Consider the following 18879-nt stretch of genomic DNA (forward strand, 5'->3'; position numbering starts at 1 on the left):
CGCCAGCAGATGGCGCACTGGGGGATGTTCGAGGCGGAAGCCGTCGACGGTGACGTCATCGCCGTGCACCCGTTCGCCGGTGACGCCGACCCGTCGCCGCTGCTGGCCAACGCGATCGGCTCGGTGCGGCACCGGTCCCGGGTCGCCGGGCCTGCGGTGCGCCGCGGCTGGCTGGAACGGGGCCCGGGGCCGTCCGATCGGCGTGGTGCCGACGAGTTCGTCGCCGTGTCCTGGGCGGAGCTGACCGAGCTGCTTTCCGGGGAACTGCGGCGGGTGGTCGACACCCACGGCAACCGCGCGATCTACGGCGGCTCGTACGGCTGGTCGTCGCCCGGCCGGTTCCATCATGCGCAGAGCCAGGTGCACCGGTTCCTGAAGATGCTCGGCGGCTACACCCGCTCCGAGAACAGCTACTCCCTCGGCGCCACCGGCGTGATCATGCCGAGGGTGATCGGCACCCACTGGAAACTGTTCGCCCGCGCCACCAACTGGGACGTCATCGCCCGTGAGACCGACCTGATGGTGTGCTTCGGTGGCGTGCCACTCAAGAACACCGCCGTCAACGACGGCGGCACCAGCAACCACCCGACCCGCGGCGCACTGGACGCGCTGCGCGCCCGCGGCGGTGAGATCGTCTCGATCAGCCCGCTGCGCGACGACATGCACGGTGCGGCGCGGTGGCTGGCGCCGCGGCCCGGCAGCGATGTGGCGATCATGCTGGCGCTGGGCCATGTGCTGGCCACCGAGGGGCTGGCGGACCGGGCGTTCCTCGACCGCTACACCGTCGGCTACGACAAGTTCGAGGACTATCTGCTGGGCCGCAGCGACGGCGTCGCCAAGGATCCCGCGTGGGCGGCGGCGCTGTCCGGCCTGCCCGCGCAGACCATCGTGGACCTCGCGCGCCGGATGGCCGCCGGCCGCACCCTGGTGACGGTGACGTGGTCGCTGCAGCGGGTCCGGCACGGCGAACAGGCACCCTGGGCGGGCGTCACCCTGGCCGCGATGCTCGGCCAGATCGGCCTGCCCGGAGGCGGCTTCGGACACGGCTACGGCTCGATGAACGAGCCCGGCCTCGCCCCGGTGCCGTACCCGCTGCCCACCCTGTTCCAAGGCCAGAATCCGGTGCCGGATTCGATTCCGGTGGCCGCGATCTCGGACCTGCTGCTGAACCCGGGGCAGGAGTACGACTACAACGGCGAACGGCGCACCTTCCCGGACATCCGGCTCGTCTACTGGGCCGGCGGGAATCCGTTCCACCACCACCAGGACCTCGGCCGGTTGCGCCGGGCTCTGGCCCGGCCCGACACGATCGTCGTCCACGATCCCTACTGGACGCCGATGGCCCGTCATGCCGACATCGTGGTCCCCTCGACCACCGCGCTCGAACGCGACGATCTCTCGTGCACCCGCAACGACCCGCTGCTGGTGGCGATGCAGGCCGCCACGCCGAGGTATGCCGACGCGCGTGACGACTACGACACCTTCTCCGCGTTGGCGCACCGGCTCGGGTTCGGGCACCGCTTCACCGAGGGCCGCACGTCGGGGGAGTGGCTCGAGCACCTCTACGAGCAGTGGCGCGGCTTCGTCCTCGCGGACGGCGGTGAGGCACCCGGGTACGACGAGTTCCGGTCCCGCGGTCACGTGGAGATGCGCACCGAGGACGGCCTGACGCTGCTCGAGGACTTCCGCGCCGATCCGGATCGCAACGCGCTGCGTACCCCGAGCGGGAAGATCGAGATCTTCTCCGTCGACATCGACGGCTTCGGATACGACGACTGCGCCGGGCACCCCACCTGGTACGAGCCGCAGGAATGGCTCGGCGGTGAGCGCGCGGCGACCTATCCGCTGCATCTGATCGCGAACCAGCCGCGCACCCGCCTGCACAGCCAGCTCGACCACGGGCGTACCAGTCAGGCGTCGAAGATTCGCGGGCGAGAGCCGATCCGGATGCATCCCGATGCGGCGGACGCGCGGGGTGTCGCCGCAGGCGACGTGGTGCGGGTGTTCAACGACCGCGGCGCGTGCCTGGCGGGTGTCGTGCTCGACGCCGAGATGCTGCCGGACGTGGTGCAGCTGTCGACGGGGGCCTGGTACGACCCGCTGGACCCGGCCGATCCGAATTCGCTGTGCGTGCACGGCAATCCGAACGTGCTCACCCCCGACATCGGGACATCGAGATTGGCGCGTGGCAGCACCGGCCAGCACGTGCTGGTGGAGATCGAGAAGTTCGAGGGGGAGCTGCCGCCGATCCGGGCCTACGACCCGCCGGTGGTCCGGTCGCGCTGATGCGGCGAATGTGACCGCTCTACGGGATTCTCCGCCCGAATCGTGGTCACGCGAACGGCCCACCCCGCAGGATGGACATGCCGGACGACCTGTCCGCGACGACATCACGGGAGAGGGCACACACGCCAATGGGGGTTTACGCGGTCACCGGATCCGCATCGGGAATGGGCAACGCGGTCGTCGAGAGGCTGACCGCGGCCGGGCACACGGTTGTCGGCGTCGACATCGCCGGTGCGGACGTCGTCGCCGACCTGTCCACTCCGGAGGGTCGTCGCGCGGCGGCAGAGAAGGTGCTCGCGGCCGCCGGCGGGCGGCTGGACGGGGCGGTGCTGGCGGCAGGGTTGGGACCCACGCCCGACCCGGACCGGCCCCGAATGATCGCGCAGGTCAACTACCTCGGAGTGGTGGAGCTGCTGCAGGCGTGGCGTCCCGCCCTCGCCGCGGCCGGGAACGCCAAGGTCGTGGTCTTCTCCAGCAACTCGACGACCACCACGCCCGCGGTTCCGCGCCGGACCGTGCGCGCGCTGCTGGACGGCGACGCGGACCGGGCAGTCCGTTCGCTGCGGTTCCTCGGCAAGGCGGCCCCGCCGCTCGCGTACGCCGCCTCGAAGATCGCGGTCAGCCAGTGGGTGCGGCGCGCCGCGGTCACCCCCGAGTGGGCCGGCGCGGGAATCCGTCTGAACGCGCTGGCTCCCGGCGCGATCCTCACGCCGCTGCTGGAACGTCAGCTGGCCACCCCGGCCGAGGCGAAGCTGATCAACCGGTTCCCGGTGCCCGTAGGCGGCTTCGGTGATCCCGGCCATCTCGCCGACTGGGCGGTGTTCATGCTGTCGGAGGCGGCCGAGTTCCTCTGCGGCAGCGTGGTGTTCGTCGACGGCGGATCCGACGCCTACTTCCGCCCGACGGACTGGCCGCGGTCGGTGCCGATCCGCCGGATCGGCGGCTACCTGTGGCGGATGTGGGCGTTCTCCCGCCGGTAGCAGCGGCGACCGGCCGCCACCGCGATCCGGTCGCGGCCGCCCGAGAACCCGGCGCCCTGCCGCTGTACGGCGTACGGTGAACGTTCATGAGCCGAAACGGTGCATTTCGGGGACGACGAGACCGAGCACTTCGCGGGCGGCCCGCCCGGCTGCTTCGGGGGCGACCCGCCCGTGCGGCCTGCGCCGCGTTCGCTGTGACACTTCTCCTGGGCGCCTGCTCCGACGACTCGGGTGGCTCGGAGTCGGCGTCCGCATCGGGGACGACGCCCTCCGGTACCGGGGCGGCGACTCATACGATCGACCAGGCGACGCTGCAGGCGGCGCTCGAGACGGGCGCGACGGAGTTCCTGTTCCCGGGCGCGGTCGCGTTGCTGCGCACCCCGACCGGCACCGTCACCGCGACCTACGGGACCACCGAACGCGGTGGCGGCGCACCGGCGAGCCTCGACGACCACATCCGGGTCGGCTCCAACACCAAGACGTGGACAGCCACCGTGATCCTGCAGATGGTGCAGGAAGGAAAGATCGCCGTGTCCGATCCGGTGTCGAAGTACCGGCCGGACGTTCCCGGCGGCGACGGCATCACCATCGAGCAGCTCCTGGACATGCGGTCCGGCCTGTACAACTACAGCGAGACCCCGGAACTCAACGAGGCGCTCGACAACGACCCGCAGCGGGTGTGGACGCCCGATCAGCTGCTTGCGCTCGCCTTCGCGCACCCGCCGTACTTCCCGCCCGGCCAGGGCTACCACTACTCGAACACCAACTACGTGCTGCTCGGCCTGATCGCCGAGCAGCTCGACGGCAAGCCGCTGCCGCAGATCTACCGGGACCGGATCTTCGGTCCCGCGGAGCTGGCGAGCAGCTCGTTCCCCGACGCGGCCGACACGGCGATCCCCAACCCGTACTCGCACGGGTACTTCTTCGGCTCGAACATGCTGACCCTCACCGACCCGGCCCTGCCCGCCGACATGCAGGCCGCGGCGAAGGACGGCACCCTCGCGCCCAAGGACGTCACCAACGCGAACCCGTCGTGGACGTGGGCGGCCGGACAGGGCATCTCCACCGCGAACGACCTCGCGACCTGGGTGGAGGCGCTGGCGGGCGGCAAGGTGCTCGACGCGGACATGCAGGCGAAGCGGATCGCCAGCGTGAAGCCGACCGACCCGAGCAATCCCGAGGCCGCCGGCTACGGCTGGGGGATCGCGAAGATGGGGCCGATGTACGGGCACACCGGTGAGCTGCCCGGGTACAACTCGTTCATGGGATCCGACCCGGAAACGGGTGTCACCCTGGTCGTGTGGGCGAACCTGGCGCCAGGCGCCAACGGCCAGGATCCCGCCTCGACGATCGCGAAGGGCCTGATCGAGAAGATCTACGCGGGCTGAGTTCACAGACCCAGGGCGGCCTGGACCTCGCGCAGCGCGCGGGCGGAGGCCAGCAGACCGTCGGCCTCATCGGAGGACAGCGGGACCTCGAGCGCCCTGGTCGCGCAGCACCACCGCATCCGGTGACAGGTCGAGCAGGGCGGGGGTGAGTGCCTGCGCGAGTTCGACATTCGCGGCCGACCGTGGACTTGCGGGTGGTTTCCGTCATGGTCCGATCGTCCCCGCCGTCGGGGCTCCGCGCAGTCCCAGTGGCGGCCTACTCGGCGGGAACCAGGCGCAGCGAGATCGAGTTGATGCAGTACCGCTGGTCGGTGGGGGTCGGGTAGCCCTCGCCCTCGAAGACGTGGCCGAGGTGGCTGTGGCAGTTCGCGCACAGCACCTCCACCCGGCGCATGCCGAGCGAGTCGTCCGCGCGCAGGACCACCGCGTCGGTGTCGGCGGGGTCGAAGAAGGACGGCCAGCCGCAATGGGACTCGAACTTCTCCCCGGACGTGAACAGCAACGCATCGCACGCCCGGCAGTGGTACTCGCCGACGGTCTTCGTGTCCGTGTACTCACCGACGAAGGGACGCTCGGTGCCCGCCTGCCGGAGCACCACGTATTCCTCGGGAGTGAGCTTCTCGCGCCACTGCGCGTCGGTGAGCTCGAAGCCGGGTCCGCGGCCGGTGTCGTCGGAGGCCGCGCCGCGGCCGGTGTCGGAAGTCATGGCACCACGCTACTCACGGTGCGCCGGTTCAGCCGACCGGAACCTTCTCCGGTTCGGGTTCGTCGAACACCGGGTCGATGCCGCGGTCGAGTCGGCCCTCTCGCTTCGCGGTGAGGTAACGGGCCACGAGGACACCGCAGATCACCAGAAGCAGCAGGCTCCAGCCGAGGGTGGTCTTCATGTACTCCGCCGCCCGCCCGGTCGCCGGGAAGCGGCCGGACAGCCAACTGTCGAACGTCATGAACCCGTACACCGCCAGCCAGGCCGGCCAGTTCCGCATCACCGAGTTGCGCAGCACCACGCTCATCAGCAGCGGCAGGAGCATCATCGAGTAGTACATCTGGCCGAGCGAGCCGATCAGGAAGTACGCCGTCATCAGCACGCCGGTCGCGGTGGTGAGGAAGAACAGCCGGTCCTCCCGGTAGTAGCGGTAGAGCAGCCACAGCGACACCAGTACCACCACTGCGAAGATCGCCCGCAGCGCCAGGATCATCCAGGTCGGCAGGTCGTAGTAGGCGCCGTTGCCGACGATCGCCGAATTGAAGTAGTCCCGCGACTCCATCAGGTACGGCAGCGTGTGGTGCACGAACTCCATCGGGTCCGCGGACAGCGGCCACGCAATCGCCGTCAGCACGAGAGGGACGCCGACCGCCGTGACGAGGGCACGCCACTGCTTCGTCACCAGTGGCAGCAACAGCAGCGGTGCGAGAACGGGTTTGATCGCGAGTGTCAGCCCGATCGAGACACCGGCCCAGGCGTCCCGGCGACGCAGCAGCAACAGTAGGAACGCCACCTCGCCGAGGAGGATCAGCCCGTTGATGTTGGTGAAGACGAGCGTGTTGGTGACGGTCTCGCTGGCGAACATGCCGAGCAGCAGGATCGGCGCGGCGACGGAGTCGAGGGCGAGCCCGAACATCTTCAGCAGCAGGTAGCCGGCGATGATCACCGCGACCGCGTTGCCGAGGATGAACAGCCAACGCGACCGTTCCGGGTCGATGATCGCGATCGGCGAGAGCAGCAGGGTGCCGCTCGGCGCGTACAGGTAGTGCGGGTCGACCCAGTTGAAGTTCGCGGTGTACACCGGCTGCCGGTTCAGGAACGCCAGCGCCGCCTTGTACACCGGCGTGAAGTCATCCGTGCGGGCTCCGTTGACGGCCTTGACCAGCACTCGATGCAGCACGGTCATGATCGCCAGCGGCCACAGCGCGAACTTCACCACCTCGGCTGTCGTCCGGGCGGTGCGTGGTTCGAGCTGTCGAAGGAACACCGGTGGCACGGTACCCGACCGGAGGGGGTGAACCACCCAAGACACCCACCTCGAACTCAGCCCGGGCAGGCTCCGCCGTCGGGCGGCAGGATCCCGGCCTGCGCGTACCCGGCGACCGCGAGTTGCGCACACTCCGAGTGCGGCAGCGCCGGATGCCCGGATCCGAGCCACGCGACGGTCGCAGTGGGTGTGCCGACCGCCGCGAGCACGCCCGTCGCGGACGAGGAACCGTCACCGGCCACCGGGTCGGCGGCGCCGGCGACGGTGAGGGTGGCTGCCGTCGCGGCATTCGGGGCCGGCGCAGGCGGGGTCGTCGGCCACGATGCGCACAGCAGCAGGTCCAGCGCGCCCTCGGGACCGAACACCGGATACCGCTGACCCCAGTCGGTCATCAGCTCCCGCACCCGACCCGGCGTCGGCCACTGGCGGCCGTCCGAACACCGGGCGACGAACTGTCCGTCGGTGCGCGTCGCGGCGGCGGCCGCGTCGATCCGCCGCTGCAGGGCGCTCGTGTCGCCACGGCCGGCGGCGGCGAGCGTGTCCGCGAACTCGCGGACCTGGGTGCCGACGTCGCCGCGCGGGGAACCGAACCGGTCGGTGAGCGCCGTGAGCAGCGCGTTCGCCGAGACCTGCCCGAGATCGCCGCGTCGGGCCCGGTTCGCCAGATCGGTGACCGCGCCGACCGGATCCGGACCGAGCGCACATTCGAGTGCCACGCACTGCCGGGCGAAGCCTGTCAGGGCCGCCTCGCGGCCCCGCACCACGGACTCCGCGCCCGTCGCCGCGTCCGCGCCGACGACGGAGGGGGAGTCGAGGACCAGCCTGCCCACCGCGTCCGGGTACTCGGACGCGTACGCCAGCGCGACGTCCACCCCGCTGCCCGTCGCGAGCACGCCGATCCGGTCCACACCCCATGCGCGGCGCAGCTGGTCGAGATCATCGGCGGCGTGCGGGGAGTCGAAGGACAGCTCGTGGGGTTGCAGGAAGTCGGTGCACGCGGTGGTGGCGTCCCGGCCGAGCGCAAGGACGGTGTCCACGGCATCGCCGCCGGCGACGGGCGGCGGAGTGAACTGGCCGAGGTCGAGCATCGCGCGGCGTAGCTCCGCGGTCATCGGATCGGTGCACTCGATCGGCGTCGAGGTGCCGATGCCTCGCCGGTCCAGCGCGACCAGTGGTCGGGTCGAGAGCAGCGATCCGATCGGAGCCGCGGCCAGCGCGGCGAGGGTGCCGGTCGATGAGCGGTCGGCGCCGGACGTCAGGACGAGGGGAGCGGCGTCGGTCGGGGTCTGCGGCAGGCGGGCCCGCAGTGCGCCGAGGGAGAACGCGCCGTGCATCGCACTGTCGGCGTCGATGGGCGCGGCCAGTTCGGCGCACTCGAGAACCAGCCCGGCCGGTCCGGGGCCCAACCCGAGCACGTCGAGTGTCGACTGCGTGCAGTCCCGCCAGTCCAGGTCGTGGACCGGGACCGGCAGGTCCGGCACCGATCCGGGCAGGTCGCCGCTCGGCTCGGTGGTCGCGCGGTCGCGGTGTTCGACGACCGCGACGTCGGGCCGCACGCTGGGCCCCGCGCCGCACGCCGTGCACAGCGCGATGACCAGTGCCGCCAACCCCAGTGTGCGCATGCGTCACAGCCTGCCAGGTCGCTCGCGCACCCAGCGGGTCAGCATCGTGCCGTCGTCGTCGGCGAGCACGTGCGCACGGCGCATCGGGCGCGGCGTCGCCGCCGCGGACGCCGTGATCCGGCCCGCGGGGCCCGCAACCAGAACCGGTGACGTGGTCAGGCACAGTTCGTCGACGGCGTCGTCCGCGAGCAACTGCCCGAACAGTGTCGGACCGCCCTCGCACAGCACCCGGTGCAGCCCCCGTTCGGCGAGCGCGGCAAGGATTCCTGCGGTCGGGACGCTGCGCTCGCCGACTTCGAGCACGGTGGCCCCGGCCCGGGTGAGGGCGCCGGTGCGCTCGGCGGGTGCCTCGGTGCCGGTCAGGATCAGCGGCGCGACCTCCGTGTCCGTCAGCAGTCGTGAGCTCGGATCGAGGTGCGCACTCGCGGTGACCACCGCGATCGGCGGGACCGGTGCCTGCCCCCGCTCGACGCGCCTGCGGCGGGCGTCGGTGTCAGGGGCCGCGCCGCCGTAGTTCTCGGTCCGCACCGTGGACGCGCCCACGAGAATCACGTCCGCGAGTTCGCGGAGGATCGTGAACAATCGGCGATCTGCGGGCGTGCCGAGCCCACCCGAGGTACCGTCGGTGGCCACGGCGCCGTCGATGCTGGACACGAAGTTCACCCTGATCGACGGCGCGCCACGGTCCGCGGGGTAGGGGTACAGCCCGCGGATCTCTTCGTCGCGGAGTGGTGTGAGGTATCCCTCATTATCGATACGGCGCATACTGTCGATAACAGCACGTAGATACGCTGTTTACATGCAACAGCGCCTTGTCGATCGTAATCCGGTGGTCCTTGCCGACCAATTGATCGCGCAGATGGTCCCGCCGGCGATGTTCGACGAGGTGAGTTTCGGCTCGTACATCCCCGATCCGAACGAGCCGAGCCAGGCCGCCGCAGTCCGCAAGGCGGAGGAGTTCGCAGGCAAGGTCGCGAAGATTCGCTCCGGCGGCCGCCGCGGTCTCTTCGGCAAGAAGGCGCCGTCGACCGGCGCCGGCCTCTACCTCGACGGCGGGTTCGGTGTCGGCAAGACCCACCTGCTGGCGTCGATCTTCCACAGCTCGCCCAGCCCGAAGGCGTTCGGCACGTTCGTCGAGCTCACCCACGTCGTCGGTGCGCTCGGCTTCAACAACGCCGTCGAGCAGCTGTCGAGCCACAGTGTGCTGTGCATCGACGAGTTCGAGCTCGACGATCCGGGCGACACGATGCTCGTGTCCCGGCTGCTGACCGAGCTCTCCGCCCGCGGTGTGTCGATCGTCGCGACGTCGAACACCCTGCCCGGCCAGCTCGGTGAGGGCCGGTTCGCGGCCCAGGACTTCCTGCGCGAGATCAAGAAGCTCGGCTCGATCTTCGAGACCATCCGCGTCGACGGCCCCGACTACCGGCACCGCGACCTGCCGCCGGCTCCGGAGCCGATCTCGTCGGAGGAGCTGCGCGAGCGCGCCGAGTCCACCCCGGGGGCGACCCTCGACAACTTCGACGAGCTGTGCACGCACCTGAGCACCCTGCACCCGTCGCGGTACAACAAGCTGATCCAGGACGTCACCGCGGTGTTCCTCGACGGCGTGCACCCCGCACAGGACCAGTCGGTGGCACTGCGCCTGGTGGTCCTTGCCGACCGTCTCTACGACGCCAGCATCCCGGTGACCGTCTCCGGTGCGAAGCTCGACGAGATCTTCACCCCGGAGATGCTGGCCGGTGGCTACAAGAAGAAGTACCTGCGCGCCACCTCGCGTCTGCTCGCGTTGTCGCGTTTCGAGGTCCCGGCCTAGCCTTCGCACCTACCATCTGCGCCATGACGTTTCGCGTGGTGCAGTGGGCGACGGGTGGGGTCGGGAAAGCGGCGATCGAGGCGGTGCTTCGGCATCCGGAACTCGAACTGGTTGGCTGCTGGGTGCATTCGTCCGACAAGTCCGGGCGGGACGTCGGCGAGCTGATCGGCGGCGACCCCGTCGGTGTCCTGGCGACCGACGACGCCGACACGTTGCACGCGCTCGACGCCGACTGCGTGATCTACAGCCCGCTCGTCGCGGACAAGAAGGTCGTCGCGTCCCTGCTGGCGTCGGGCAAGAACGTCGTCACCCCACTCGGCTGGTTCCGTCCCGCCGAGCGCGACGCCGCACTCGAGCGGACCGCCCGCGACGCGGGGGTCACATTGCACGGCACCGGCATCGACCCCGGTGGCATCACCGACCTGTTCCCGCTCGCGCTGTCCGCGATGACGTCCGCCGTCACCTTCGTCCGCGCCGAGGAGTTCTCCGATCTGCGCGGGTACGCGGCACCGGATGTGCTGCGGTGGGTCATGCGATTCGGCGGCACGCCCGAGGAAGCCGCGGACGGTCCGATGCTCGGGTTGCTGACCGGTGGGTTCACCCAGTCGCTGCGGCTGATCCTCGACGGCATGGGATTCGACCCGGGCGCCGAGATCCGTACCGGCCACGAGATCGCGGTGGCGACGGCGCCCATCGACAGCCCGCTCGGGGTGATCGAACCGGGAGCCGTTGCCGGGCAACGCTTCCGGTGGGACGCCCTGATCGACGGCGAGCCGGTCGCGCGGGTCGCGGTGAACTGGCTGATGGGAGAGGAATACCTCGATCCGCCGTGGACGCTCGGCCCGGCCGGGGAACGCTACGAGGTGGCGATCGAGGGCACCCCGAGTTCGCTGATGACGTTCACCGGGTTCAACTCCGACGCGATCGCCCGAGCGGAACACCCCGGTCGCTCCGCTCCTGCCGACCCCAACCCCGGCATCGTCGCCACCGCCAATCACCTGGTGAACTCGGTGCCGTACGTGTGCCGCGCGGAACCGGGCATCAAGACCTACCTGGACCTGCCGCTGATGACCGGCCGTGCCCACCCGAAGCTGGGGCCGCGCTAGAAACCTCGCTGCAGGACGAAATCGTGGTGCAGTTGGTCACCGACCTTGAAGCGTTTGGTCCCCGCCCGGCCGAAGCCCTGCTTCGCGTAGAAGCGTTGGGCCCGAAGGTTCTCCTGGTTGACGCCCAACCAGACACCGGCGACCCCGGCGCTGCGGGCGTGCTCGAGGGCCGCGTCCATGAGGTGGTGCGACACCCCTTCGCCGTGGTGATCGGGGAGTACGTACAGCTTGCTGATCTCGACGGTGGGCAGCACCGTCACCGCGGCCCGGACGTCCGCATCGTCCGGGAGGCCGTCGACGAGCATCGCGTACCCGACGATGCTGCCGTCGATGACGGCCTTGAGCACCGTCCGGTCGGGCGCGGCGAGGTACTCGGTGAACCGCTGCTCGGACAGCACCGTCGCGAGGAAGTCGTCGACGTCGTCGGCGGTGACCGACGGCGGGCAGGCGAGCGGGAAGGTGACCGCGGCGACGGCGGCGAGTTCGGCGGCGTCGGAGGCGGCGGCGGCGGAGACGGTGACGGTCACAGCTGCGCCACCGTGTCCTTGGCCTGGCGCAGGCTCATCCCGGTGTGTTCGCAGAGCAGTCGCGCTGCCTTCGTCTCCTGGCCCGCGTCCTTCAGTGCCCGCAGTTCCGGCGCGAGGTCGGACCAGCCCCCGCTGGGTGGCACACTGTCGGGCCCTGCGGTCGGAACCCATTCGCCGCGCGTGACGGCGTCGATCGCCGCCTTCGCGTCGGCGAGCCCGAGTCCGGTGCGCTCACGCAGCAGCTTGATGGCATGAACCTGCTGGTGGTCGGCGACGAGGCGTTCGATCCGATCTCGGGTCCCGAGGTCGAGGCCCCGGATGAAGGGGTTGTGCGGGTTCGGGAGTGGGGTCTTGCGGCGAGTCAGCAACCACACGGTGACGACGGCGACGTCGACGAGTACGAGCATCACGATGAGCCAGCCCCAGTTCGGCATGGTGCCAGTCAACCACTACCCGGAGCGGTCAGGGGAAGTCGGTGTCCCGGGTTGCCTCGCTATCCGGCGCGGTCCGCGGAGAACGGAGCCCGTCGTACGCGGTCCGGGTGGAACGCAGGCGCGAGAACGATCAGGGCGACGGCGAACGCGAGTGGGATCGCGAAGCCGACCCTCAGGTTGGACACCGCCGCGACCGCCCCGACGATGCCGCCGCCGATCACCGTCCCCGCGTAGTTGAACAGATTCAGGCGTGCCACGACGGCATCTGTCTGGTCGGGCGGGGCGAGACGTCCGGCCGCGCTGAAGCACAGCGGTGCGACGACCGGTGCACCGAGACCGACGACGAGGAACCCGACGATGGCCATCGCGGGACCGGTCGCGAACACGACCACCAGCAGTCCGATCGCGCCGATGGAGGCGCCGACCCGGACCACCGCGATCTCGCCGTATCGGCGCACCCAGAAGTCGCCGGTCAGGCGGGACACCAGCCCGGCGCCCTGGTAGGCGGCCACCGCGAGGGCCGCGGTGCTCGCACTGGCCAGCAGCAGGTCCTTGAGGTACAGCGCGGACCAGTTGCCGACGGCGAAGTCGATTGCGAAGAACAGGGCCATCGCGACGCCGAGCGCGAGAAACGGACGCAGCGGCACGGACAGCGGGGCGGCGGGGGAGTCGAACTTCTCGTGACCGGTGACGAGCAGCCGGGGGCCGAGCAGCGCGGTCCCGACCGCGACGACCGCGGCGGCGACGAGCAGCGACACCCCCAGGCTCACGTCGAGTCCGGCGCAGGCCGAGACGAAAAGGGCGCCGACGATCGCACCGACACTCCACACCGCGTGGAACGACGACAGGATCGACCGGCCGTACCGGTGCTGGATCGCGACCGCCTGCATGTTGGCGGCGGCGTCGACCATGCCGAGACCGATCCCGTACACGGCGAAGCCGGCGAAGAATGCAACCGTGTTGTGGGAGAACGAGATACCCGCGCCTGCCACCGCGATCACGGACAGTCCCGCGCGCAACGTGGTCCTGCTCGACGTGCGGGTGGCCACGAACTCGGCGAGCACGCTGCCGACGCCGGCGACGAGCGAGACGGTGACGACGGCGACGACGATCGTCGTGTCCGTGAACCCGAACTTGTCCTTGAACTGGGGGAGCTGGGTCAGCAGGACCGCGAGGAAGAAACCCTGAAGCGCGAACGCCCCCGCGGTGGACACGCGGGCGCTGCGGTGCTCGGGCGTGGGGTGCGTCATCAGGTCGTAAGTGCTTTCGCCGGGCCCGCCGACATCAGTGATCGAGCGGGCAGTTGTTCACGAATTGAAACACCACACTGGACGTGCGTCCAGGAAACGGTCAGACTCCGTCCATGACTGTCGCCGAACCGATGCTTCCGAACGACTTCCTGTGGGGGGTCGCCGCGGCCGCCTACCAGATCGAGGGCGCCGTCGACGTCGACGGCCGGGGCCGGTCGATCTGGGACGAGTTCTGCGAGCGGCCGGGCGCGATCGTGCGCGGCGAGAGCGGCGCGGTCGCGATCGACCACTACCACCGGTATCGCGAGGACGTCGCGCTGATGCGTGAACTCGGCGCCGGCGCGTACCGGCTGTCGGTGTCGTGGCCGCGGGTCCAGCCGACCGGCAGCGGCGCCGTCAACGAGGCCGGTCTCGACTTCTACGACCGCCTGATCGACGAACTGTGTGCCGCCGGGATCGCTCCGGCGGTGACGCTGTTCCACTGGGACCTCCCACAGTCGTTGCAGGACACCGGCGGATGGCTCGCCCGCGACACCGCCGCCCGCCTCGCCGAGTACGCCGACATCGTAGGCCGCAGGCTCGGGGACCGGGTCGACATGTGGATGCCGCTCAACGAGCCCGTCGTGCACACCCTCTACGGCCACGCGCTCGGCGTGCACGCGCCCGGCCACCAACTCGGGTTCGGCGCCCTGCAGGCGGCCCACCACCAACTGCTCGGGCACGGGTTGGCGGTGCAGGCGCTGCGGGCGGCGGGGTGCGACAACATCGGCATCGCATCCAACCACGCCCCGGTCCACGCGGCCAGCGACGCCGACGCAGACGTCGAAGCCGCCGAGATCTACGACCACATCGTCAACTGGACGTTCGCGGACCCGGTCCTGCGCGGCGCCTACTCCGCGCCCGAACTCGCCGCGATCCTCCAGGGCCCGGTCGAAGACGACCTGAAAATCATTGCGCAGCCGCTGGATTGGTTCGGAATCAACTACTACGAGCCGACCGTCATCGCGGCACCGACGTCGGACGAGGGCAGCACCGGGGTGCTCGAGGTGGACCTGCCGCCCGGCATGCCGTTCCAGCCGGTCGCGCTCGACGGCTACCCGTGTACCGATTTCGGGTGGCCGATCGTTCCCGACGGCCTGCGCGAGATCGTGCAAACCTTCGCCGACCGGTACGGCGACGCCCTTCCTCCCATCTACATCACCGAATCCGGGGCATCCTTCCACGACGCCGACCCGGACGGTGCCGGACGCGTGCGGGATCAGCGCCGCATCGACTACCACCGCGACCACCTGCATGCGCTGCGGTCCGCGATCGACTCCGGAGTGGACGTGCGCGGCTACTTCGTCTGGTCGATCCTCGACAACTTCGAGTGGGCGGCCGGGTACCGGGAACGGTTCGGGCTGGTGCACGTGGACTACGACACCCTCGAGCGAACCCCGAAGGACTCCTACTTCTGGTACCGCGACCTGATCGCCGCGCACGCGGAGAGTCGAACGATCACGCAGTGACGGCGTCGAGGTCCTGCCGCCAGTCGTAGACGACCTCGGTGCGCAGCAGGATGTCCTGCACCGAGCGTCGTCGCGGGTCGAGGACCACCCACAGCAGCCCGACCGGGAAGAACACGCACGTCACGGCCCGCAGAACGGCGATCGGCCAGCCGACCCGGCGGTGCTCGCGGGTGGTCACCCGCAGTCCCATCGCCAGTGATCCGACGGTGCGGCCGGTCGTGGCCCAGCACCCGGTCAGGTACACCACCGAGGTCGCCAGCCAGGCGGTGAGTGAAAACAGCGGCGCGGGTTCGGGGAACGTGAACTGGTGCGGCGACAGCAGCAGGCGGACGAAGACCAGTGACAGGTACCCGAGCCCGAGCAGCGCCAGCACCACACCGAGGTCGATGGCCGCGGCGAGGACGCGGGTCACGATTCCGGCGGGACGGCGTTCGGGCAGATCGTGTGTCACAGTTCGGACCCCGCGTCGCCGGCCGGGTATCCGTGATTGTGCCGGTCGCGCCCGAACAGTCGACCGACGAAGCCTGCGACCGCATCGTCGGCCTGCATGCCCTGACTGCGCACCCCGCGCACCGCCTCCTCGGAGAGTGACCCCGTGGAGTCCCGAATGATCTGGGGCAGGTCGACACCGTCGATGACCTCGTTCGCCAGGCCGAGCAGATCCACCCGCGCGATGATCGCGTCGATGTCGATCCGCCGCGCTATCGCGTCGATGTCGATGCGGGCCGCGGCGGCGTCGAGGTCCACCCGGTCGACCTGCCTGCCGAGGTCCACGGTGTCGACGACGGCGTCGAGGTCCACCCGGCGGATCACGTCGTCGACGTCGACTCGGCGAACGATTGCGTCGACGTCGATGCGGGCCGCGACGGCGTCCACGTCGATGCCCTCCGCGATCGCGTCGAGGTCGACGTGGTCGCGGACGATGCTCGTGAGATCGATTTCGAGCAGCGCGGCCGCCACCACCTCGCGGACGACGGTCCGCAGCACCGTACGAGCCGCCGCGGTTGCGGTGCGGACCAGCGCCTCGCCGCGGTCGATCGTGGTCGTGGTGACGGAGTCGATCAGTCCACCCACCCCGGGGACCACACGGACGGTGTCCAGGGTGGTCCGGGCGGACCAGCGGACGAGGTCGACGGCGCGGGCCGCAGCGCCGACCGCGAAAAGCAATGCGTCGGCGTCTCGCCCGACACCGGCCTGGGGGGCCACCGGCGGGTGAGCGCCGGATGCGGTGACCATGGTGGTGTCCTCTCGACGCAGCGATTGTCTGTCTCCACCAAGTACATACCCGATTCGCAACCGGGTCGGGGTTGTGACGCACACAGATGTCCGCTGTTCGGCACACAGCAGCACAAACACGTCGGGCCCCCGGAGTTCCGGGGGCCCGACGTGTTGAAATATGGTGCGCGATACTGGGATTGAACCAGTGACCTCTTCCGTGTCAGGGAAGCGCTCTCCCGCTGAGCTAATCGCGCGGGCTCACATGTGTGAGAGGTGGAGACGGGAATCGAACCCGTGTGCACGGCTTTGCAGGCCGTTGCCTCACCACTCGGCCACTCCACCGCAAGGGTTGGATACACCCTCTCGAGCGGATGACGGGATTCGAACCCGCGACCCTCACCTTGGCAAGGTGATGCGCTACCAGCTGCGCTACATCCGCATTGCAATCTCGGGGGCGTTGCTTCCTCCGGGCTGCGAGAAGGAACAGTAGCCCATGGAGTACGCAGACCACAATTCGGCTGGTCACGATGTGTTTGGTGGGATTCGTGGGGCGGTCCGGAGAAGGGCGGCGACCTGCTTTGCCGGCGACCCTGGCCAGAACCTCCTCCCGCCAGGAAAAGCCGGTGAGCCGACGTCAGGCGACAAGGAGTGTGCCGTCGGACAGCGTGGTGTTCAGCAGGCCGCAGTAGCCGTGGCAGACGGACGAGACGATTCCGCCGTTCGGGCTGGCAATACGCTGCTCGTAGCCCTGTGCCGCGAAGATCTCGTGGGCATGGGTCGGTTCCGACAGCCACAGACCGGTCGGCTCGGAGGGGTCGGCACGGTGTGCGACGTTGGTGACGACGTGAAGTACTCGCTGGGTCACGGGTGATCCTCTTCGTCGGCCGCGTGGGCGACCGTCCTGCGCTGATGGATTCAAACGTATCGAATCGTCACCCGCCGCGACAGAACGAAGAAGGACCCCGGGTGTCCCGGGGTCCTTCTTCGTTGATCTGTGGTGCGCGATACTGGGATTGAACCAGTGACCTCTTCCGTGTCAGGGAAGCGCTCTCCCGCTGAGCTAATCGCGCGCGCTTGGTCGTGCTTGAGAGGTGGAGACGGGAATCGAACCCGTGTGCACGGCTTTGCAGGCCGTTGCCTCACCACTCGGCCACTCCACCGCAAGGTTGAGTCCAACCTCTCGAGCGGATGACGGGATTCGAACCCGCGACCCTCACCTTGGCAAGGTGATGCGCTACCAGCTGCGCTACATCCGCATTGCAACCTCGGGGGCGTTGCTGCCTCCGTGCTGCGAGATGAAACATTAGCCGACGCGGTGTGAGCCGACAAATCGCCTGGTCAGGGTGCGTGAATGCAAACAACACCGGTGCAATTCCCCTGGCGGCGCGAGGTCGCGGGCATCCTGGCTGCTGCAGAAGGCAGGAAGAAGGCGCGGAGGACTACAGGGGAGGACGCAGGGGGAGGACGCAGGGGGAGGACGCAGGGGGAGGACGCAGGGGGAGGACGCAGGGGGAGGACGCAGGGCAGTGCCTCGCCGGCGGGCGCCGGCGCCCACGGGCCGGGGGCAGGTTCGCGGCTGTACCGCGTACAGGCTTGTGACCAGCCGGTTTTCCAACCGTCGCGGAGCGTGCTAGTTTTTTCCTCGTTCGGCCGCGAGAGTTCATCCGCGCGGCACGGTCCCGTGGCTCAGTGGGAGAGCGTCCGCTTCACACGCGGAAGGTCGCTGGTTCGATCCCAGCCGGGACCACCACAGAAAAGGCGGTTGCGAGGGTTCTCGCGGCCGCCTTTTTGCTGTCTAATGGTTCGCCATGACGTTGGTTCACGGGTTTCCCGCCGTCGTCGACGACAACGCACACACTCTTGTTCTCGGCTCGATGCCGAGCGCCCCGTCCCTGGTGGCGGGCAAGTACTACGCCAATCCGCGCAACAGTTTCTGGCCGATCATGGGCGAATTGTTCGGTGCCGGACCCGAATACCCCTATCCGCTGCGCCTGCGGACATTGCAGGACCACGGCGTCGCGCTGTGGGATGTGCTGATGGCGTGCCGCCGTCCGGGCAGTGCAGACGCTGCCATCGAATCCGGGTCGGAGGTGCCGAACGACTTCGATGCCCTCTATTCCCGGCACCCCGCGATCGACCGGGTCTTCTTCAACGGGGCGAAGGCGGAGTCGGCGTACCGGACGACGGTGGTGGCGGCTGGGGCGCACCCGAGGGGCGTGGCCCTGGCGAGGCTGCCCTCGACGAGTCCGGCGCACGCCGCGGTTGCGGTGGAGTCGAAACTCGAGGCGTGGCGGGTCCTCGTGCAACGCTGACCGGTCGCTCCCGCGTCGGTACCGTGGATACGGTGACGGAACAGGTGCGCGACGAGAACCGGTGGATGCGGGCGCGACGACGGATCGCGTCGAATCCGGTCATGAATCTGAGCTATCGCATCGCGGTCGGGGTGATCGGCACCCTGGTCCTGGTCGTCGGCATCATCGCCATTCCCTATCCCGGACCCGGCTGGCTGATCGTGTTCGCCGGGCTCGGGATCCTCGGCTCCGAGTTCGGCTGGGCGTACCGGCTGCTGCATTTCGCGAAGGGCAAGTACGACGAGTTCATGGAGTGGTTCGCCCGACAGTCCATGGTCGTCAAGGTGCTGTCGGCGCTGGCGACCGCGGTGATCGTCGTCGCGACTCTCTGGGTGCTCGGGGCGGTCGACCTGGTCGGCGGATGGTTCGGGCTCGAGTACGCGTGGCTGGAATCCCCGCTGTAGCAGGAACGACGGGGGAGCT

At 69.6% G+C, this 18879-nt stretch carries 17 protein-coding genes, 7 tRNA genes and 1 pseudogene; 9 read left to right on the forward strand and 16 right to left on the reverse strand.

Going from position 1 to position 18879, the window contains the following annotated elements; genetic code table 11:
• Positions 1 to 9 precede the first annotated feature (9 nt).
• The 3 genes from ACWDUM_RS15695 to ACWDUM_RS15705 all read left to right on the forward strand — a co-directional run bounded on the left by ACWDUM_RS15695 (position 10) and on the right by ACWDUM_RS15705 (position 4654).
• A complete protein-coding gene (locus ACWDUM_RS15695; protein WP_450134760.1) occupies positions 10 to 2286 on the forward strand; it encodes a molybdopterin-dependent oxidoreductase in 2277 nt (758 codons plus the stop codon).
• 128 nt (positions 2287 to 2414) lie between these two features.
• Positions 2415 to 3266 carry an SDR family oxidoreductase gene (locus ACWDUM_RS15700; protein WP_450134657.1) on the forward strand — a complete coding sequence of 284 codons (852 nt, stop codon included), beginning with the start codon at positions 2415 to 2417 and terminating at the stop codon, positions 3264 to 3266.
• Between the two features lie 194 nt (positions 3267 to 3460).
• A complete protein-coding gene (locus ACWDUM_RS15705) occupies positions 3461 to 4654 on the forward strand; it encodes a serine hydrolase domain-containing protein (RefSeq protein WP_450134658.1) in 1194 nt (397 codons plus the stop codon).
• A gap of 256 nt (positions 4655 to 4910) precedes the next feature.
• Here the strand turns inward: ACWDUM_RS15705 and msrB are convergent, their stop codons facing one another.
• From msrB to ACWDUM_RS15725, 4 genes are read right to left on the reverse strand one after another with little or no spacing between them, the layout of a single operon-like run.
• Positions 4911 to 5360, reverse strand: a complete 450-nt coding sequence (msrB, locus tag ACWDUM_RS15710; protein WP_450115953.1) for a peptide-methionine (R)-S-oxide reductase MsrB — start codon at positions 5358 to 5360, stop codon at positions 4911 to 4913.
• Between the two features lie 28 nt (positions 5361 to 5388).
• Entirely contained in the window at positions 5389 to 6627 is a 1239-nt protein-coding gene (locus ACWDUM_RS15715) for a glycosyltransferase family 87 protein (RefSeq protein ID WP_450134659.1), read from the reverse strand.
• A 56-nt stretch (positions 6628 to 6683) separates the two neighbouring features.
• On the reverse strand, positions 6684 to 8249 hold the full coding sequence (locus ACWDUM_RS15720; protein ID WP_450134660.1) for an alpha/beta fold hydrolase: 1566 nt from the start codon (positions 8247 to 8249) through the stop codon (positions 6684 to 6686).
• A gap of 3 nt (positions 8250 to 8252) precedes the next feature.
• The gene (locus ACWDUM_RS15725) at positions 8253 to 9014 is read right to left on the reverse strand and encodes a pyrimidine reductase family protein (protein WP_450134661.1); all 762 of its coding nucleotides are present in this window, start codon (positions 9012 to 9014) and stop codon (positions 8253 to 8255) included.
• Between the two features lie 34 nt (positions 9015 to 9048).
• Here ACWDUM_RS15725 and zapE point away from each other — a divergent pair, with 34 nt between their 5' ends.
• The gene (gene zapE / locus ACWDUM_RS15730) at positions 9049 to 10062 is read left to right on the forward strand and encodes a cell division protein ZapE (protein ID WP_450134662.1); all 1014 of its coding nucleotides are present in this window, start codon (positions 9049 to 9051) and stop codon (positions 10060 to 10062) included.
• 23 nt (positions 10063 to 10085) lie between these two features.
• Positions 10086 to 11168, forward strand: a complete 1083-nt coding sequence (locus tag ACWDUM_RS15735) for an NAD(P)H-dependent amine dehydrogenase family protein (protein ID WP_450134663.1) — start codon at positions 10086 to 10088, stop codon at positions 11166 to 11168.
• Here the strand turns inward: ACWDUM_RS15735 and ACWDUM_RS15740 are convergent.
• Genes ACWDUM_RS15740 through ACWDUM_RS15750 form a run of 3 tightly spaced genes read right to left on the reverse strand, consistent with a single transcriptional unit; the run spans position 11165 to position 13379 of the window.
• Positions 11165 to 11695 carry an N-acetyltransferase family protein gene (locus tag ACWDUM_RS15740; RefSeq protein ID WP_450134664.1) on the reverse strand — a complete coding sequence of 177 codons (531 nt, stop codon included), beginning with the start codon at positions 11693 to 11695 and terminating at the stop codon, positions 11165 to 11167. The genes ACWDUM_RS15735 and ACWDUM_RS15740 overlap by 4 nt on opposite strands.
• Entirely contained in the window at positions 11692 to 12129 is a 438-nt protein-coding gene (locus ACWDUM_RS15745) for a hypothetical protein (RefSeq protein ID WP_450115960.1), read from the reverse strand. Before ACWDUM_RS15745 ends, ACWDUM_RS15740 begins: the two co-directional genes overlap by 4 nt.
• A 59-nt stretch (positions 12130 to 12188) precedes the next feature.
• Entirely contained in the window at positions 12189 to 13379 is a 1191-nt protein-coding gene (locus ACWDUM_RS15750) for an MFS transporter (protein ID WP_450115961.1), read from the reverse strand.
• Positions 13380 to 13492: 113 nt separating this feature from the next.
• On the opposite strand from ACWDUM_RS15750, the gene ACWDUM_RS15755 reads away from it, so the two are divergent.
• Complete coding sequence (locus ACWDUM_RS15755; protein ID WP_450134665.1) at positions 13493 to 14887, forward strand: GH1 family beta-glucosidase; 1395 nt, start codon at positions 13493 to 13495, stop codon at positions 14885 to 14887.
• Here the strand turns inward: ACWDUM_RS15755 and ACWDUM_RS15760 are convergent.
• The 9 genes and pseudogenes from ACWDUM_RS15760 to ACWDUM_RS15800 form a co-directional block, all read right to left on the reverse strand.
• Positions 14877 to 15338: an RDD family protein gene (locus tag ACWDUM_RS15760; protein WP_450115963.1), complete on the reverse strand. Its 462-nt coding sequence runs from the start codon at positions 15336 to 15338 to the stop codon at positions 14877 to 14879. The genes ACWDUM_RS15755 and ACWDUM_RS15760 overlap by 11 nt on opposite strands.
• Positions 15335 to 16123: a hypothetical protein gene (locus tag ACWDUM_RS15765; protein ID WP_450134666.1), complete on the reverse strand. Its 789-nt coding sequence runs from the start codon at positions 16121 to 16123 to the stop codon at positions 15335 to 15337. Before ACWDUM_RS15765 ends, ACWDUM_RS15760 begins: the two co-directional genes overlap by 4 nt.
• Before the next feature lie 161 nt (positions 16124 to 16284).
• A tRNA-Val gene (locus tag ACWDUM_RS15770) sits at positions 16285 to 16359 on the reverse strand.
• A gap of 17 nt (positions 16360 to 16376) precedes the next feature.
• Positions 16377 to 16447 (reverse strand) — tRNA-Cys (locus ACWDUM_RS15775).
• Between the two features lie 24 nt (positions 16448 to 16471).
• Positions 16472 to 16544 (reverse strand) — tRNA-Gly (locus ACWDUM_RS15780).
• A 198-nt stretch (positions 16545 to 16742) separates the two neighbouring features.
• Positions 16743 to 16970: pseudogene (locus ACWDUM_RS15785) on the reverse strand (hypothetical protein); the annotation flags it as partial.
• Between the two features lie 130 nt (positions 16971 to 17100).
• Positions 17101 to 17175: transfer RNA gene (locus ACWDUM_RS15790), tRNA-Val, on the reverse strand.
• 19 nt (positions 17176 to 17194) lie between these two features.
• Positions 17195 to 17265, reverse strand: a tRNA-Cys gene (locus ACWDUM_RS15795).
• A 23-nt stretch (positions 17266 to 17288) separates the two neighbouring features.
• A tRNA-Gly gene (locus tag ACWDUM_RS15800) sits at positions 17289 to 17361 on the reverse strand.
• 419 nt (positions 17362 to 17780) lie between these two features.
• Between ACWDUM_RS15800 and ACWDUM_RS15805 the strand changes: the two genes are divergently transcribed.
• The 3 genes from ACWDUM_RS15805 (at position 17781) to ACWDUM_RS15815 (ending at position 18860) form a co-directional block, all read left to right on the forward strand.
• Positions 17781 to 17855 (forward strand) — tRNA-Val (locus ACWDUM_RS15805).
• Positions 17856 to 17913: 58 nt separating this feature from the next.
• Positions 17914 to 18417: a DNA-deoxyinosine glycosylase gene (locus tag ACWDUM_RS15810; protein ID WP_450134667.1), complete on the forward strand. Its 504-nt coding sequence runs from the start codon at positions 17914 to 17916 to the stop codon at positions 18415 to 18417.
• 65 nt (positions 18418 to 18482) lie between these two features.
• Positions 18483 to 18860 (forward strand): TIGR02611 family protein, encoded by a 378-nt coding sequence (locus ACWDUM_RS15815; RefSeq protein WP_450117209.1) that lies wholly within the window; start codon positions 18483 to 18485, stop codon positions 18858 to 18860.
• Positions 18861 to 18879 lie beyond the last annotated feature (19 nt).

This window comes from Rhodococcus sp. NPDC003322 (assembly GCF_053589555.1).

Coding starts and splice junctions, on each gene's coding strand:
- ACWDUM_RS15700 (WP_450134657.1), top strand. CDS start 2,415: ATGGGGGTTTACGCGGTCACCGGATCCGCATCGGGAATGGGCAACGCG.
- ACWDUM_RS15810 (WP_450134667.1), top strand. CDS start 17,914: ATGACGTTGGTTCACGGGTTTCCCGCCGTCGTCGACGACAACGCACAC.
- ACWDUM_RS15750 (WP_450115961.1), bottom strand. CDS start 13,379: ATGACGCACCCCACGCCCGAGCACCGCAGCGCCCGCGTGTCCACCGCG.
- ACWDUM_RS15765 (WP_450134666.1), bottom strand. CDS start 16,123: ATGGTCACCGCATCCGGCGCTCACCCGCCGGTGGCCCCCCAGGCCGGT.
- zapE (WP_450134662.1), top strand. CDS start 9,049: ATGCAACAGCGCCTTGTCGATCGTAATCCGGTGGTCCTTGCCGACCAA.
- msrB (WP_450115953.1), bottom strand. CDS start 5,360: ATGACTTCCGACACCGGCCGCGGCGCGGCCTCCGACGACACCGGCCGC.
- ACWDUM_RS15695 (WP_450134760.1), top strand. CDS start 10: ATGGCGCACTGGGGGATGTTCGAGGCGGAAGCCGTCGACGGTGACGTC.
- ACWDUM_RS15725 (WP_450134661.1), bottom strand. CDS start 9,014: ATGCGCCGTATCGATAATGAGGGATACCTCACACCACTCCGCGACGAA.
- ACWDUM_RS15755 (WP_450134665.1), top strand. CDS start 13,493: ATGACTGTCGCCGAACCGATGCTTCCGAACGACTTCCTGTGGGGGGTC.
- ACWDUM_RS15720 (WP_450134660.1), bottom strand. CDS start 8,249: ATGCGCACACTGGGGTTGGCGGCACTGGTCATCGCGCTGTGCACGGCG.
- ACWDUM_RS15735 (WP_450134663.1), top strand. CDS start 10,086: ATGACGTTTCGCGTGGTGCAGTGGGCGACGGGTGGGGTCGGGAAAGCG.
- ACWDUM_RS15815 (WP_450117209.1), top strand. CDS start 18,483: ATGCGGGCGCGACGACGGATCGCGTCGAATCCGGTCATGAATCTGAGC.
- ACWDUM_RS15745 (WP_450115960.1), bottom strand. CDS start 12,129: ATGCCGAACTGGGGCTGGCTCATCGTGATGCTCGTACTCGTCGACGTC.